The sequence below is a fragment of the Pedobacter ghigonis genome, assembly GCF_903166585.1.
GTDB lineage: Bacteria > Bacteroidota > Bacteroidia > Sphingobacteriales > Sphingobacteriaceae > Pedobacter > Pedobacter ghigonis.
The window spans coordinates 478,279-495,472 of the sequence record NZ_CAESCM010000002.1 but is presented as its reverse complement, the minus strand read 5'-3'; the positions used below and the strand labels follow the sequence as shown (position 1 = coordinate 495,472).

At 40.0% G+C, this 17,194-nt stretch carries 10 protein-coding genes; all 10 read right to left on the bottom strand.

Annotated elements, in window-relative coordinates; all coding sequences use genetic code 11:
- Nucleotides 1–18: 18 nt before the first annotated feature.
- A complete protein-coding gene (locus tag HWV58_RS05355; RefSeq protein ID WP_175633090.1) occupies nt 19–1,002 on the bottom strand; it encodes a DUF5007 domain-containing protein in 984 nt (327 codons plus the stop codon).
- Nucleotides 1,003–1,028: 26 nt separating this feature from the next.
- A complete protein-coding gene (locus HWV58_RS05350; RefSeq protein ID WP_175633089.1) occupies nt 1,029–1,724 on the bottom strand; it encodes a fasciclin domain-containing protein in 696 nt (231 codons plus the stop codon).
- A 20-nt stretch (nt 1,725–1,744) separates the two neighbouring features.
- Nucleotides 1,745–3,199 carry a RagB/SusD family nutrient uptake outer membrane protein gene (locus tag HWV58_RS05345; protein WP_175633088.1) on the bottom strand — a complete coding sequence of 485 codons (1,455 nt, stop codon included), beginning with the start codon at nt 3,197–3,199 and terminating at the stop codon, nt 1,745–1,747.
- 19 nt (nt 3,200–3,218) lie between these two features.
- On the bottom strand, nt 3,219–6,389 hold the full coding sequence (locus HWV58_RS05340) for a SusC/RagA family TonB-linked outer membrane protein (RefSeq protein WP_175633087.1): 3,171 nt from the start codon (nt 6,387–6,389) through the stop codon (nt 3,219–3,221).
- Between the two features lie 385 nt (nt 6,390–6,774).
- A complete protein-coding gene (locus HWV58_RS05335) occupies nt 6,775–8,355 on the bottom strand; it encodes a SusD/RagB family nutrient-binding outer membrane lipoprotein (protein WP_175633086.1) in 1,581 nt (526 codons plus the stop codon).
- 19 nt (nt 8,356–8,374) lie between these two features.
- Nucleotides 8,375–11,650, bottom strand: coding sequence for a SusC/RagA family TonB-linked outer membrane protein (locus tag HWV58_RS05330; protein ID WP_235972656.1), 3,276 nt, complete (start codon nt 11,648–11,650; stop codon nt 8,375–8,377).
- A 188-nt stretch (nt 11,651–11,838) separates the two neighbouring features.
- On the bottom strand, nt 11,839–12,903 hold the full coding sequence (locus tag HWV58_RS05325; protein WP_175633084.1) for a FecR family protein: 1,065 nt from the start codon (nt 12,901–12,903) through the stop codon (nt 11,839–11,841).
- Between the two features lie 217 nt (nt 12,904–13,120).
- Nucleotides 13,121–13,675, bottom strand: coding sequence for an RNA polymerase sigma factor (locus HWV58_RS05320; RefSeq protein WP_175633083.1), 555 nt, complete (start codon nt 13,673–13,675; stop codon nt 13,121–13,123).
- 133 nt (nt 13,676–13,808) lie between these two features.
- A complete protein-coding gene (locus tag HWV58_RS05315) occupies nt 13,809–15,689 on the bottom strand; it encodes an alpha-amylase family glycosyl hydrolase (RefSeq protein WP_175633082.1) in 1,881 nt (626 codons plus the stop codon).
- Nucleotides 15,690–15,816: 127 nt separating this feature from the next.
- The gene (locus tag HWV58_RS05310; RefSeq protein WP_175633081.1) at nt 15,817–17,190 is read right to left on the bottom strand and encodes an MFS transporter; all 1,374 of its coding nucleotides are present in this window, start codon (nt 17,188–17,190) and stop codon (nt 15,817–15,819) included.
- Nucleotides 17,191–17,194: the final 4 nt, after the last annotated feature.

Below are 17,194 nucleotides of genomic sequence, written 5' to 3'. Positions count from 1 at the left end.
TAAAAATAACCATGATTATTATCTGTGTGTTACATCAGGAAGTTTTACGGTTATCTCATAAATTCCCGGCTGAAAAGACTGGAATGAGAAACGTGGATTGGCAGAATACTGATCGTTTGGTAACGCCGGGTTATCAAACTTCAAATATTGTGTCGGAATCCTGTAATAGTAATTCAATCCGTTACCTAAAGAAATTAATGGGAATGGCGTGGTACCAAAAGTAAACTCAGTACGGTTAGAAAACAACTCTGTTTTCATGGCATACATTTTCATGGTCTGCAACGAGCCTGTAGTTAAACCTGGTTGCGGTCGATAAGTAACCTCACCTGCAGCAGGATTGAAAATTACACCATTTTTATCGGTATACTTTAAGATCACTTTGTTATCGCCATCGCCAATTTTAGTAACCGTAACAATCGGAGCCTGTAAACCAACATTTTTAGTTTCGTCGCCAACTTTACGTGCACCATTGGTTGCCGGCGAAGGGATCTCGTAAGTTGGTGCTGTTACCACATCAAATGATCCGATTTTAGGATAGGTTTTGGTGCCTGCCGGATTGGTAATTTCCAAATCAAACTGATAACTACCAATGGGAATATTGATACTGGTGTAGTTGGCTTCAATTTGTCCACTGGCCTTATTAACGGTTATTGGGTTAACCAAAGAATCCTTTTGTTTAGCCTGGATTCTTGCAACGGTAGTATCTACCAGCGGATCATAAGCACCTGTCCATACTTTTATTTTATATTGCTTAGCAAACATATCGTCTACTATTTTCCCGGTTGCCTTATCATAATAATGGAGCACTTTAATGCTTAATGGCTGACTGGAACCATCTACGTTTAAAGCTGTGCTTACCCTTAATCTTCCTTGTTGAATGGTAACCGGAGATTCTTCATACCTAATGCCACTGCTAATAAATCCATCAGGTAATTTCTTACATGCCACAGCAAATGCGCCTATTGCGAACAATGCCAGAAGGCTATATTGATATCTTTTCATATAATTTATCTTTTTAAACAATACCCTTATTTTTTCCTGGTGAAATAGAGTACATGATCGTTAGCCAATACATGCAACATGCCGTTATTGGTTTCAATCCCTGAGGTTTGTACCTTAACCCTGGTACCATCTGTAGCCGAAATCTCTGAGGCCACAATTGGTGCAGTAAGTGGCTTAATTAGAAAAGTGTAGTACATAATCTGAGGCCTGTTGGCACTATTGGAATTGTAACCTAGTTTTGGATCGTCGGTGTACTCGAAAGACACAACAGCATTAACGCCTGTTTTTGAGGTAGCATACAAAGTACCATCGTTCGTCATGTTTGCATATTCGACTTTCTTCGGAATCAGATAAACATTTATTGAATCGGTAAAATGACTAAGGTCATACTTGATTAATGAATCTAAAGTGTAACGTTTGGTAGGATCTTTAACCTGTATTAAAGTAGTTTTATAACTCAGGTAATTTCTGATCGCGTAATTGGTTGGGGCAAAAAAGCTGGCACCCGACTGGTTTATTTTATCTTTTAATCCGGCTTTATCCACCAGGATTAACAGCGTATCGAATAATTTGCTGCTGTTACTTTTTAAATAATCGTATGTAGTCATATTCACCTTTGCATTGTGCAAGGTTCCACCTACAAAGTAATCATCTTTCTTACAGGCCGATATCATAACAGCCAGTGCTAAAACAGCAAATAATGTTTTAAATATATTTTTCATCTTCTTGTTGTTTTTGATTTCTAAAAATGGCCTTTCCACCATTCGTTCTGAGTTAATAATGGATTTTGCTTGGCTAAAGTCCTCATATTAAGTGGCCAGTAATACCCTTTTTGTGCAATACGCGGGGTGGTATAGGCATCAGGAAAAAGGTATTGCAGTTTACCCATACGAATGATATCGAATGCGTTATAACCTTCACCCAATAGCTCTCTCCTTCTTTCATCTAATATTTCATTAAACAAATCTTCTCCCGAACCACTAAAATCGGCCAGTTGAGCCCTTTGTCTAACAAAATTTAAATCGGTAAGCGCTCCAGCCTGGTTATTGTTTTTAAATCTGGCTTCAGCCCTTAACAAGTAGATATCTGCCAATCTTTCCAATACCAGGTTATTGCTTACTACATATTTGGTAGCATCGTTGGGATCGTAATAATTAACGTTTAAATATTTGGTTAAAAGCACGGTATTACCATCACTTGCTGTCGCGAAAGTATGATCGTAGCGGGTTTCAGTATCAGCAAATAATTCGTCTGCAATATCAGTAGCAGACCATACACTGTTTGTTCCTCTGTCTTTAATAAACGGATCAGAAAGGAAAACATTAAAGAAACCACCGCTTGATTCGGCACTGCTCACCGCATCATAAAGCATATTGAGTTCTACAATACTTTCTTTCGAATTACCCGCCCAAATTTTATTATAGTCGGCAACAGTTTCTAATTGATAGCGGTTTGATGTAATTACACTATCGCAATATAACTGGGCTTTAACATAATCGTGTTTCCAGGCATAGATATTAGCAGTTAAACTTAACACACTACCTTTGCTGGCGTGGGTTTTTGGTTGATTATAATCTAATAGCGCAGTAGCTGACGATAAATCTTTAAGGCAAAAATCTAATGTTTTAGCTTCTTCGGTACGTGGTAATGCCGGAATGTTAAGCGGATCTTTAAAAGATTCGGTAGTTAAAATAACATCGCCCCATACTCTTGAAATATAGAAGTAGGTGTAAGCCCTTAAAAATCTGGCTTCACCTTCTAACCTGTTTTTTTGCGCTCTACCGCCGGTAAATTTACTATCTGGAATGTTTTTGATGTTTTCGATAATCAGGTGGCATTGATTAATCACCTTGTAAAACCTGCTCCAGTCGTAAACGCTTCCCTCTAAATAAGGGGCATAGTTAAAGTTGAAGTTTTGGTCTTTAACTAAAGCGGTATAATTCCAGTAATCGCCACCAAGCTTAAAGTTGTTAGCGGCTAAATCGCCAAAAATAAAGTAGCTTCTGTCAGCTCTGAAAGCATCTCTTAATAAAGAATAAGCTCCAGCCGTAGCTTTTTCTACGTTTGGTCCGCTCACCCAAAATACCTGATCGTAGGTTGCATTTTCAGGTTCCAGATTAATTTCCTTTTTACAGCCCAACATGCTTGTTAGTGCCAGAAGTGAAATTAAAAGATATTTTTTTGTATTTCGTTTCATGATAAGTTCCTTTTAATGATTAAAAAGTGATTTCTACACCAAATGTGTATTTCTTTGGTATTGGGTAAGCACCTCCTGTGTATTCACCCTGCGGCGTAACCAGCTCTGCATCAGGAACTGTAGCAGATTGGAAATTGTAAATATTATCCATAATACCGTAAACACGGGCACTTTTAATTTTTGCTTTTGTTAACCAATTCCCTTTAAATGTGTAACCCAAAGTGATGGTTTTGATTTTAAAATAATCGCCGCTCTCATTCCAAAGTGTACTAAATGGTAAAAACTGATAGAAGTTACTTCCGTAAGGATTCAAAGCAGGGAAACCAGCTGAGTAATTAGGATTAGTAGCTTTTTGAGGTGTCCAATAATCAACCTGACTTAAATCTGGTAAACGTTGACCTGCAAAGTTTTCGGCCAGGTTTCCGAAGTTAAATACGTTTGCATACTGATTGGCCTTAAGGTTGTTGATTATATCACGTCCTAATGTAAAGGTACCTAAAACGCTAAACGACCAGTTCTTGTAGTTAAACTCATTGTAAATACCACCGGTAAATTTAGGATTTGGATCTCCTGATGGTCTTAAATCTCCGTCGGCTGCTCCTTTATCTTCATCGCTCCAAACATCGTAATCGGCGTTAACATCTTTCCAGGCCGGGAAACCAGGTTTAACTACATAATTTCCTTTAAAATAAGTGATGTATTTTCCTGTAAGCGGGTTAACAGGTATTTGACCTGTGTTGTTGTACACACCCTGATAAAGCATTTGCGCCCAGCCATAAACTGGTCCGCCAACGGTAAAATACAACGATTGATTATAGCCCCTGCTATCCATATAGAAACTTTTGTTACCATCAGGCAGCGAAGCCAATCTGTTTTTATTGTAACTCACGTTTAAATTGGTGGTCCACTGTAATTTGCTTTCAGGACTTAAGTTTCTGCTCTGGATCTGAAGATCGATACCTTCGTTCAATATTTTTAATGGAACGTTGTAAGAAACCTGGCTGTAGCCGGTGTATGATGGGAACGGGAAGGTTAATATTGGATTTTTAGTTTGTTTGCGATAAAAATCGGCAGAAATATTAAGTCTGTTTTTAAACAAATAAATATCGGCACCAATGTTAAGCTGATCAGATTTGTTCCAGGTTAAATCTGGCTGTGTAATTGGTTTAGTAAACGACGGATATGCCGTAACAATTCCATCATAAGTGCTCGAACCTACATCCCAAACGTTGTAAGGTGCATAGAAATCATCAGGAAGAGTACCAGACAAACCATAACTTCCTCTTACTTTAAATAACGATAACCATTCGAAATTTTTCAGGAAAGACTCATCAGAAGCAACCCAGGCTAATGATACAGCCGGAAAATATCCCCATTTGGTGTCCTTACCAAAACGCGATGAAGCATCGGCACGGTAAGATGCGTTTAAGATATATTTCGATTTATAATCATAAGAAAACTGACCTGTAAAAGAAAGCAGTGCAGCTTTACCCAAATCAGAATATCCACTCAAATCTTTCTGTGGCACTCCCTGTACTACCTGAATGTTATCGGTCGGTACATTATAGCCTTCAACAAAGGTTTTCCTTCTCTGATCGAACTGATAAGACTGGATACCTACAATGTTAAAACTATGGTCTTTATTAATTGTCCGGGTAAAAGTTAGAACATTGGCCAAATAATAACTGAAGTAATTTGATTTATTACTTGATGCGTATGACACGCCATTGGCATCAAGCTCTGATGGCTGAAAACGATCGCGGTTCTCTAAGTTTCCTGAAAGGGACCCTTGAAACGAATACTGCAAACCTTTAACAATATCTACATTGGTTTGGCTATACAAACTAAATTGATCCGATTGATTTTGATCTTTGATCTTATCGTATTGCCCGTAGTAAAAATCGTAATCCTGATCGGTAAGTTTTACAAAAGAAGAAGGCATAGCAGCAGCACTTACCGGAACAATTTCATCCCTATTTCTGCCTAGTCCACGTTTTCTATCCATTCTTGAAGCTGCAAGGATCATATTGGTATTTACTTTAGGCGAAAGTTTAAAATCAAAATTTCCTCTAAACGAATATCTTTTAAAACCTGTGCTCCGAACAATACCATCTTCATCGTAATAGTTCATTGATAAACGATAGTTCAACAACTCATTACCTGCAGAAACGTTAACATCATAATTGCTAATTCTGCCTGATTTATAAAACAGGTCCTGCCAATCAGTAGCATTGTTAAAAGAAGGGTTAATACTATCTGTTAACATTTGAGGAATAGAAGCCAACTGATCGTAAGTACCATATTGTCTCAATAAATCCAGCTTTTGCTGGCGCTCTTCTGCACCTGCAACGGTCCTTTGCAATTCAGGGCGCTCGGTTAAACCTGTGTAGTAAGACAAACGGACAACAGGTTTTCCGGTAGCTCCCTTTTTGGTTTTAATTACAATTACACCATTGGCACCACGCGATCCCCAAACCGCTGTAGCAGCAGCATCTTTTTGCACCACAATGCTTTCGATATCGTTCACATTGATACCAGCCAGGTAGTTTGAACCAGTGGCCGATGATCCTTCTAAATCGGTTACCGACAAAGGAATTCCATCAATAATGAATAACGGCGTACTCATTGTCCTGGCTAAATCAAGGTCATCGCTATTTAAATTGCCGCTAATGGTAGAATTCCCCCTAACGGTAAAGGTATTTCTAACACCCGGTTCGCCCGAAAAGGTTTGAATATTAATACCAGAAACCCTTCCCTGCAGCAACGATTCGAAACTTGGTGAGGGTAGGTTCTGAATTTGTTCGGCATTAACCACCTGAATTGCCCCTGTGGCTTTTCGTGTAGTTTGCTTCTGGTAACCTACTACAATTACATCGGTTAAGGCTTTCGAATCTGCCGTTAGGGTAACATTAATTTCAGTCCGGCCCGAAACCTCCACCTCACGGGGTTTATAGCCAACATAAGAAAAAATCAATACAGCATCTTTGGCGGCAGCAATGCTAAACCTTCCCTTCTCATCGGTACTGGTAGCTGCGCTTAAACGTTTAACCTTTACCGATACTCCTGGCAAGGTTGAACCATCGTCGGAGCCCTTGACAACTCCGGTAATTTTTAACTGGGCTGATACGGATGTAACAACCAGCAGAAAAACGGCGAGAATGCCGATTCTTCGGGTGTAAAATTTGGTCATGAAAAAAAATTTAGGTTTGATTAGTTGTTATTTTACTGCTTACAATAAATTATAATCAGTAGGTTATTTCGGGAACGCTAGTTTTGTTTGTTACTTAAAGGTAAGGTCAAACAAATCACATTTTTTTCTAAAACAATGCGCAAACGTTTGATCGAGTTAAGAAGAAAATACGGCAAATAAATTCACCTAAAAATTTAGTACGGGCCTGTTTTTCGCATATTTTTCAAAGATTACAACAACGTTTAAGCGCAAAGGCAGTATTGAAGTTAAAGCACGATAAATTGCCGCACAAACGTTTGACTGAATCAAAGTTTTGAGTGGCTTGTGCATAAAAAAACCGACATCGCTTTTAGCAATGCCGGTTAGTAAAAAGGGATGATTTGTTTTATTTATCCCACCATACCTTACCTACCAGTTTATCTCCACCAGGAACTGCAGCTGATGCTGCTTTGTAATTGGTAGCATTAGATACACCTTCAAAAAGCGGGTAAGGAAAACGGCGGGGAATGGAGCCTCCTGTGTTGGTATTAGGATACACCACAGGCACTAAAACCGGAAGTCCGGTTCTTCTCCAGTTAGACCAGGTTTCGTAAAAATCGAGCATGGTGATGGTATGTGCCCAGTATTGCGTAGCAATCATATCTAAACCATTTGCCGCCACATAAGGATGTGCAATTAAATAAGCAGCAGCATCGGATGCACTTACGGCCATGGCAGCATCGTACTGCGAAAGATAAGTCATGGCTGAGGTTACACCTGCATTATAATGTGTTGCGGCCGAACCACCAATACCATAACGTTGGGCAGCTTCGGCCCAAAGCAGCTCAGTTTCTGCATACGTTAAGATAAAGGTATTACCGTTTCGCTTTAACATGCCTGGGTTAGGCGAAGAATAATCTGTAAAATCGGTATAAGATGCATCCTGGCGGATATCTCTACCGGCAATACCACTTAAATCTTTTCCGTTTGGCATTCCTTTCTGTACCGCAGCTGTAGTAATATAAGCAGGGTTCTGATCTTTAGTCCCATCAGTTAAATACAGTTTAGTTACGGCTACTTTACTTAAACGCGGATCGTTATTGGTTTTTAAGTAGTTGATAAATGTACTGCTCCATCTGGTATAAAAATTCTCCTGACCGCCATCGCCCAATAAAACCTGGGCATTTCTGTTCTGGGTAACCCGGCTACCATTAACATCATGCTTGAAAAAAGCATTGTCTGCATCGCCTGTCATGGTTTTGCCCACTGCTTTGTTAATATAAGTTTGTGCTAAAGTAGCGTCTGCTTTGGTTAAACGCATGGCCATACGCAACATTAAACTGGCAGCAAATCGTTTCCATTTTGCCACATCGCCGGCAAATACCAAATCGCCTGTTACTGCATCTCCGCTTGTGCTTAAGGCATTGCCTGCCTCATCAACCTCTTTTAAAAGATCGGCATAAATGGCTTGTTGCGCATCGTATTTAGGGTACAAGTTTCCGGTATAATAACCTTTACCTGCATCAAAATAAGGCACATCGCCATATAAATCGGTAAGGCGCTCAAAAATTAAGGCTTTCCAGATTCTGCCCATTTGATAAACATTATTGTATTGGGTTTTTCCTTTGGTAAATTCTACCAGATCGGCAGCGTATTTTACCTGATCGGGATAAGCCTTTTCCCAGTAGGCGGCAGTATAACCTTCGTTTAACATGTACTTATCGCCGGCCCAATAACCAATTACTGATGACATTCCTTGCATCATGGTAGAGGCATAAATTAAATTCCCGCGCCAGGTTTCGTAAGCGAAATCGATACTTCCGGTATAGTTTAGCTGTGCTGTTGATAATAAATAATTAGGATTATATTGTTCTTGCCCAACCGAAACCGGGTCTGTATTAATTTTTTCGAAGTCTTTTGTACACCCAGTTATCAATGCTAATCCAGATAAAATAAGTGGTATGTATAATTTTATGATCGTTTTCATTTTCAATTCGTTTAGAGGATTATAACTTAACACTTAAATTTAAACCATAGGTGCGCACAGGCGGCACACCGCCCAACTCCATACCCGGAAAAGTGGCATTATAACTCGATTCAGGATCGATGTTATCTGTCTTTTTCATGATGATGAATAAGTTACGCCCAACAAAACTTAAATTGAGGCCTTTAATCTTATTGTTGAACAGTTTTGCCGGGAAATTATACCCCAATATCACCTGTCTGAATTTGACAAAGCTGGCATCTTGAACAAATTGTTTTGAAACGTTGTTGGCATAGGTGGTATAATAATTGGCTGCATTAATACCCAGCGCATCACGATTTTCTAAAGTAGCCTGGTGAAGTCCGAAAACATAACCATAGTAATCGGTTGCCGAGAAAATTTTCCCGCCCCACTTGCCATCAATTAAGAAAGACAGGTTAATGCCTTTATAGTTAAATTCGTTGTTCCAGCCTGCGCTCCATTTACCATAGGCAGAACCATAAGCTTTTAACTCGCCTCTTTCTGGTGCACCGTTGGTATCCTTAACAATATTGCCACTGGCATCGTATTTAAAATCGTAAGCCATTACCTGACCAACCGGCAAGCCTGCTATATTTTGTAAAAAGCCAACATTACTTCTGGAAGTGGCCAACAGCTGCGAGGCGGTACCTGGTGCCAGCGTAATTACCTTGTTATCGTTATACGATCCGTTTACGCTTGATGTCCAACTGAAATCTTTATTTTTTAATATAACACCTGAGATTAATGCCTCAACACCTTTATTTTGAAGTTCGCCAATATTTAAAGTGGCACCATTGTAACCTGTGGTGGTTGAAGTGGGTACATCCAGAATTTCATCACTCGATTTTTTGTTATACCAGGTTAGATCCAGATTTAACCTATCGCCAAAGAAGCGCATTTCAGTACCAATTTCGAGCTCCTTCGCTTTCGAAGCAAATAATGATGCATTTGGGATGGATGGATTTACGATATTCCCAATCGGACTTCCGTTAACCGTTTCGCTGCGCAGGTTATAATACAATTGCGTTTTAAACGGTAAAGCTCCCTGCCCCACTACGGCATATCCTGCCCTTAATTTACCGAAGCTTAAGAAAGATGGCTTCCATAGTTCAGAAAAGACGAATGAACCGCTAATAGCTGGATAAAATACACTCAGTTTATTATCTTTTCCTGGCGTTGCTAAAGTAGAAAACCAGTCGGTTCTTCCGCTTCCTGTTAAGTAAAAGATATCTTTATAAGTAAATTCTAAAGTACCATAAATGGATTGTGTTTCCTGATCGCTTTGAACAACGCTAACCGTTTTTCCGCCGGTATTGGATAAGGTATAGATTCCAGGGATCTGGAAAGAACCGCCCTGGTTGGTAGTTTGCGTTAATTTAGTACGGCGATAACTGGCACCAATATTTGGGGTAATCGAAAAATCGTCTATTTTAAAAGATTTACCGATTAAACCATCCACATTAATATCAGAAAAATTGGTTAACTGTTCAGTGTAACCCCCATCCAGATCGTAAGCCGTGCCCGAAGGTGTTACGCCCAAATAGGTTTCGTTATAGGCATCTCTACCTGCCCTTGCCTGTAAAAACAATCCATTATCGAAAGTATATTTTGCATTGGCCGAACTTAACAAACGTTCTTTTTTGGTGTTGTGGATAAATTCGTAAGCTGCAAACCAGGGATTAGTTGCGTAAGGATTACCTGTATTATAAAGGATTTCGTTTCCTTTATCATTTTTCCACGGTTTTAAATCGTTAATATTTACGCTGGTTGGTAAAAAAGCAGCATTGTAATTGGCATTACCCGCACCATCCGAAACCATCGGGCGGTTTTTAGCCTGCTCTAAAATATAGTTAAAACGGGCATCAACTACTAGGTTTTTAACCGGATCGAAAGTGCTCGACAAGGTAAAATTCTGCCTGTTCAAACCTGAATTAGGCACTACAGAGTTGTTGTGCAAATCGCTTCCCGAAACGCGGATTACCCCGCCGGTGAAAGTTTTATTTAAAGCTAAAGTATTGGTAAAGCTATTTCCGGTTTTATAAAAATCTTCGATATTGCTTTGCTGAGCCGAATAAGGTCTGCTTACTCCATCAAACTGTACCACATTCGAGCCATCCAGGCGTGCGCCCCAACTCGATCCACCCGTAGAGGCTGCAGCAAGTTGAGTAGCTGGTTTTTGTCCGTTTACACCCTGACCATAAACATACTGCCAGTTTGTTCGGTCCATCACCTGCTCGCCTACATAGTTGCTGTTAAACTCTATGCTGTTTCCCTTGCCGCTTTTGGTGGTGATTAAAATTACACCAGCTTTGGCACGATAACCGTATAATGCCGCTGCAGCCGCACCCTTTAAAACCGAAATACTTTCTATATCATCAGGATTTAAGTTACCGATAGCATCACCACGATCGGGCGCATTATCGTATTGTCCACCAGAGTTACCTACAGAATTGGCATTGAACCTACCTACAGGCTCGCTCTCCATCGGAATACCATTAATTACATATAAAGGCTGACTGCTTTGGCCCAGACTGGAAACACCGCGGATAATAACACTGGTTGCCGCACCAGCACCACCCGATGTTGAACTCACATCTAAACCGGCAACTTTACCTACCAATGAGTTTAACACACTATTTTCTCTTGCCTGGGTTAAGGTTTCGCCACCTACCTGCGTAACCGAATAGCCTAAAGCCCTTCTTTCTTTCTTAATACCCAAAGCGGTAACTACCACATCGGTGAGTTGCTTGGTATCTTCTATGAGCACGATATCGATAACTGTTTTAGTGCCGATTGGAAGTTCTCTGGTTTGAAAACCTGCATAAGAAACGACCAGAATAGCATTTTCGGGAGCATTTAAAGCAAACTTACCGTTTACATCGGTAGAGGTACCAATACCCGTTCCTTTTACCCGCACACTGGCACCGGGCAAAGCACCTCCAAGTGCATCTTTTACAGTTCCGGTAATGGGTACTTCCTTATTTTTGCTAATGACAATTAAGCCGCCATCGGAAACAGAATATTTCAGGTTCGTTCTGTTTAAAATAGCTGCCAGCACATCGGTAACCAAAGTGTTGGTTACAGTAATACTTACATCCCGGTTTACGGGTACATAAGAAGAGCTGTAAACAAAATGGTAACTGCTTTGCTGCTCAATAATCTGTAAAACCTTTGCCAGCTTTGTTTTCTTAACATCTAATGAGATTTTTTCCTGGGAAAAAACAGATGCTGAAACATTAAGGCAGGTAATGAAAACCATAATACAGGCTAGTTTCATTAGCATAATGAATTTTAAAAGCCTCCTGTATCTCGGATGCCCTTGCAGTAAGTAATAATAAATCATATTTTTGTTTTTTTTGGTTGCATAAGTTATTGGCAGCAATCTGTTTGCGCATAAACTGCCAGTTAATTAATCAAAAAAGAAACCTATAAGGGCGGTGCTCCAACACCGTCCTTTTTTTGTCTCTATTTTGAGATGGTGATTTGTTTTCCTTTTATCTCATATTTAAAATTGTTTTCGGTTTCTTTTAATGCCTTTAAAACATCTTCTATTGTCTCGTTGGTAATGGTTGCCGTGAAACGGTATTTTTCAATTTCCGGATCTGTGAACCTGATTTCCACGTTATACCATTTTTCCAGTATATTTTTAATTTCGTCGAAATCCTGGTCATAAATCTCTATGCGATTCTGGGTCCAGGCGGTTTCTACAATCGTACTATCTTTAATTTTGGTATAGTGGTTAATGGTAATTTCTGGTTTTGGCGTTGTAGGGTTAACCAGTTTAGTTGACTGCTTTGGCACCTGCGTTTTATAGAAGGTAACCTTCTGACTTGGCTTTAGTGTTATGGTACCTCCGTTTCCGTTTACGGCCTCCATTGTAATTAAACCGCGAATAAGCGTTGCTTCTGAGGTAATTTCATCAGGGTAAGCTTTAACGTTAAACGCAGTACCCAACACATTGATGTTAAAATCGCTGGTATGTACTTTAAAAGGCCTGCTTTTATCGTGCGCCACATCAAAAAAGGCCTCACCGGTTAAGGTTACTTCGCGATACTTATCGTTAAAGCCTTTGGTAATGGTTAAATTACTTTTTGCATTGAGCAATACCGAAGTGCCATCCTCTAAAATAATTTTTTTACGTTCGCCACTTTTGGTAGTAAAACTATAAACCTGCTGTACGGTGCGTTGGTTCCCTTTATTAAAATATAAGCGATATAAAAGCACTGAGCTCAGCACCAAAACAATGGCGGCTGCAATTTTTAACCAGCCATAACTTTTAAGCTTTACGGTTTCAACTACCGGAAACATCGTTTCTGCTAAATTTTCGCGCTGTTTATTTAAGGGGCGTTTATTTCCGCTCAGTATCACATATAATTTTTTTGCCTCTGCTATCACCAATGCCTGCTCGGGATGGGCATTGATGTATTTCTCCCAATATCCAATGCATAGCGCATCCGTTCCAGCACAATACTGCTGAAAAGTACTATCGACAAGGAAGTCTTCTGCATTGAATTTACTTCTATCAACCATTTTATTTTTGCCTTTTATATATCAGTGCCTAAAAGCTTTACTTTTTCCTAAGGAAATTTTAACTTTTTTTTAACACAACGAAATATATGCCTTGAAGAGCCTGAGAGAAGGAAATTTAATTTCAACAAAAAGGTCTATTTATTCGCTAATCAATGGCAAGTGAAATAGCGCGGTGCAAAACCGTAATGAATTACCAGTAAACAAATGATCGAATGAACTAGCCCTTAAACTCTTTCCTCAATATTTTGAGTGCATCGTAAATGGTATTGTAGGCTGTTTTAATGGTTTGATTGGTTTGTTCGGCTATCTGCTCGTAACTAAAACCATCAAAAAATTTTAAATGGATAAGCTGTTTTTGGCGGAAGGTTAGTTTTTCCAATGCACTTTTGAGCTGATGTTTCACCAGTTCATCGCTTTGTACTTTGACAATAAATTCTTCGTAACTCATTTCCATCCAATCGCCATCGGCACCTGCATTAAAAAGGGCGTCGTTAATTTTGCGCTTTCTTTCGAGGATCCGCAGCAGTTTACGCTTTAAAAAAGTACGGAGATAGGCTTCCACATTTTCGACCCTGGTGAGGGTTTCGTGCTTTTCCCAAATGGTAGTAAAAACCTGATCGGTAGCTTCGCTTGAAGTATCGGCATCGGCACATACCCTAATCCCAAAATTGACCAGCGGGTAATAAAGTTCGGCATAGAGATCAAAAAACGCATCCTTATCGCCGGCGCGTAGCCGTTCCCAGAGCAAGTGATGCGTTAGTTTATCTTTCATTTAGGATGCTTTGTTGTTAAAGCAATATTAACTAAAAACAACAAGATTATTACCAGCTGACTTAATAAACCTCGTGGTTTTTTTAAAGTTTTCAACCAAACCCCACAGGTTTAAAAAACCTGCAGGGTTAACATTACTTTAAAGCAGTTTTACTGAAAATATGGTACTCGCCTGGAGCCAGATTTCCGGTGTAAGTACCAGAAGATAAATTTATACTGGTGCCAGTAGCATCGAGCCATGTACCTGTGCCTCCAAAATCGATATTAGCGGCCTGGGTTACCACATCAAAATTACCTACCACAATAACAGTATTGCTGCCTTCGGTTAATTTAATGTACTTAACGCCTCCGGCAAGGTTGTAAGTAAAACTGGTAGTATTAAAAATGCTATTGTTCTTTTTTAGCCTGATAAATTTCGCATAAGCATCGTATAGCGCTTTGCGGTTAGGATCGCTGAAATATTCCCACCTGATGGGTTTATCGCCGGTGCGTCCGTTAAAATCGATGCTTACATCGTAGCCCAGCTCACCAAACTGCCAGATCATTTTAGGCCCCGGTATACTGAATAAAAATGCCGCAATTAATTCTTCTCTTTTCAAAGAAGTAGCGAGATTTCCTTTAATCATATAGCTGCCAGAACCGTTGCCGTAACTGATGTTTTTGAAGTTTAAACGTTCTTCATCATGACTTTCGCCATAACTTATCAGATTCTCTGATTTAGCAAAACCATGGTTGGTATAAAAGCCCCATTGAAAATTCGAACCACCCAGCCAGCCCATTGTGGCTTCATTCATATCGTGATTCAGGTTATTCCAAAGCATCATACCATTATCGGCCAAAACTTTTTCTTCCGTTTCTTCTGCAAAATGTTCGAGTATTACATAAAAATTAGGGTCGATATTTTTGATATAACTGTTATAATCTTTCCAGATCGCAATACGGCTGGCATCATAAAGTCTAAACTGTGCATCATCGGTCGATGATTTCTGGGTAAAGCCTTTGGAAAGATCGAAACGGAAACCATCAATTTTGTACTGCTGCATCCAAAATTTGATGACATCTTTCGAGAATTTTTTCGTTGCAGCACTTTCGTGATTAAAATCGTAACCTACGTTGAAAGGATGTTTGGCATCAACATTAAACCATGGACTCGAACCAGTTGGCTTTGAACCGTCAAAATACAGCTGCACCATCGGCGACTGACCAAAGGAGTGGTTCAATACCATATCCATAATTACCGCAATACCTTTTCCGTGGCACTCATCGATAAAATTTTGCAGAGCTGTTTTGGTGCCATAATATTTATCGGGTGCAAAATAAAATGATGGATTATACCCCCAGCTCAAATTCCCCTCAAACTCATTAACCGGCATCAGTTCTATCGCATTTATACCTAAGCCGATCAGGTAATCTAATTTGGCAAGCGTCGAAGCATAGTTATGGTCGGCAGTAAAATCGCGCACCAATAACTCATAAATAACCAGGTTGCTTTTATCAGGACGGCTAAAACTGGTGTTTTTCCAGCTGTAAACCGGCTGATTGGCTTGCATGACACTCACAATTCCGTTTGTTTTTCCGGTTGGATAGGCTTTAAGATTCGGATAGGTAGCCGCCGAAATGTAACTGTCGTTATCGGGGTCTAAAATCTTTTCGCAATAGGGATCGGCCACTTTAAGGTTTCCATCAACATAAAACTGATAGGCATATTCTGTGTTAGGGTTCAGGTTATCTAACTGAATCCACCAGTAATTTCCATCGGGAGTATTTTTCATTGCTGATGCGGTGGTAGACCAATTGTTAAACTCGCCTGTTACCGCCACAGTTTTTTTACCTGGCGCGTAAAGCGTTACAATGGCCGATGTTCCATTATTGATAAAAACAACGCCATCCTTTGCCCCGGCGGGTAAATCGGATGTTTGGTTTACCGGTGTAGGTTCAGGGGTATCGTTAGCCGCTTTTTTGCAGGCGGTATGCGTTGCTGCTATTAACAGCAAGAAACAAAATACTTTTTTCATTTGGTTAGAAATTATTTTTTTTTATAGACACTCGTCATTGCGAGGAACGAAGCAATCTTACTACGACCGCATTAAGATTGCTTCGTCGTTCCTCCTCGCAATGACGTATAACTTATAAGTAAAAAGGTTAAACACTTCTATTTTCTTCTACTTCCAGTTTAGAAGCCAGCACCTCATCGGTTTTCTTTTCGCGGATAAATAAATAGCAAATTACAGCAGCCAGAATCATTAAACCGCCACCGAGCTGAACGGCCAGCAGCCTATCGTTATTTAGCACATTGCGCATTAACCAGCCAAAACCCAGCGAGGCAATAATTTCGGGCAGTACAATAAAGAAATTGAAAATGCCCATATAAATACCGATTTTATCTTTCGGTAAAGAACCGCTTAGCATGGCATAGGGCATAGATAGAATACTTGCCCAGGCAATGCCTACCCCTGTCATACATAAATACAACATATTTTTATCATGCACCCAGGCCACACTAATTAAACCAATAGCACCGCAAATCAAACAAAGGGCATGCGTGGTTTTTCGCCCCAAAGCATCGGCAATTTTAGGAAGTACTAAGGCAAAAAGAAAGGTAACCACGCTGTAATAAGCCAATGTTAAACTCCCAAAATCGGCCCCATGTGCATAAACCGGATCGGCAGCATCTTTACCTCCAAAAACATTAACGGCAACTGCTGTAGTGTAATAAAACCACATTAAAAACAAACCCGGCCAGGTAAAAAACTGTACCAGCGATACCACCTGCATTCTTTTAGGCATATTGCGCAGGGCATGAAAAATCTCTCTGATCCCGCCACCAAAGCCACTGTTACTTGCTTTTACTTTTTCTTTGAAATTAACATCCTGTGGCGGATATTCTTTGGTGGTAAGTACCGTCCACATTACAGCGGCAAAAAAGAAAAATGCACCGATATAAAAAGAGAACTTAACATTTTCGGGAATGTTGCCCTGCTCCGCGGTATTTGTTAAATGGAAAATATTGTTCATAATCCAGGGCAAGGCCGAGGCAACACTTCCTCCTAAACCAATCATCATACTTTGCATAATAAAGCCTCTGTTTACCTGACTATCGGGCAGTTTATCGGTTACGAAAGCACGGAAAGGTTCCATGGCGATATTGCCAAAAACATCTAAAATCCACAATAAACCTGCAGCCATCCATAACACACTGCTGTGCGGCATAAAAATTAAAGCTATACTGCTAACAATGGCCCCTATTAAAAAATATGGTCTTCTTCTACCCCACTTAGGGTGCCAGGTACGATCGCTCAGGTAGCCAATTACCGGTTGTACCAGAAGTCCGGTTAAAGGAGCAGCTAAAAACAATAAGGGAACCTGATCGGGATTGGCACCAAGGTTTTCGTAAATACGCCCCATATTGGCCCGTTGCAAATCCCAACCAAATTGGATACCGAAAAATCCAACGCTCATGTTGATAATCTGAACCAGTGTTAATTTCGGGTTCTCGAATACTGTTTTTAAACTCATTTTC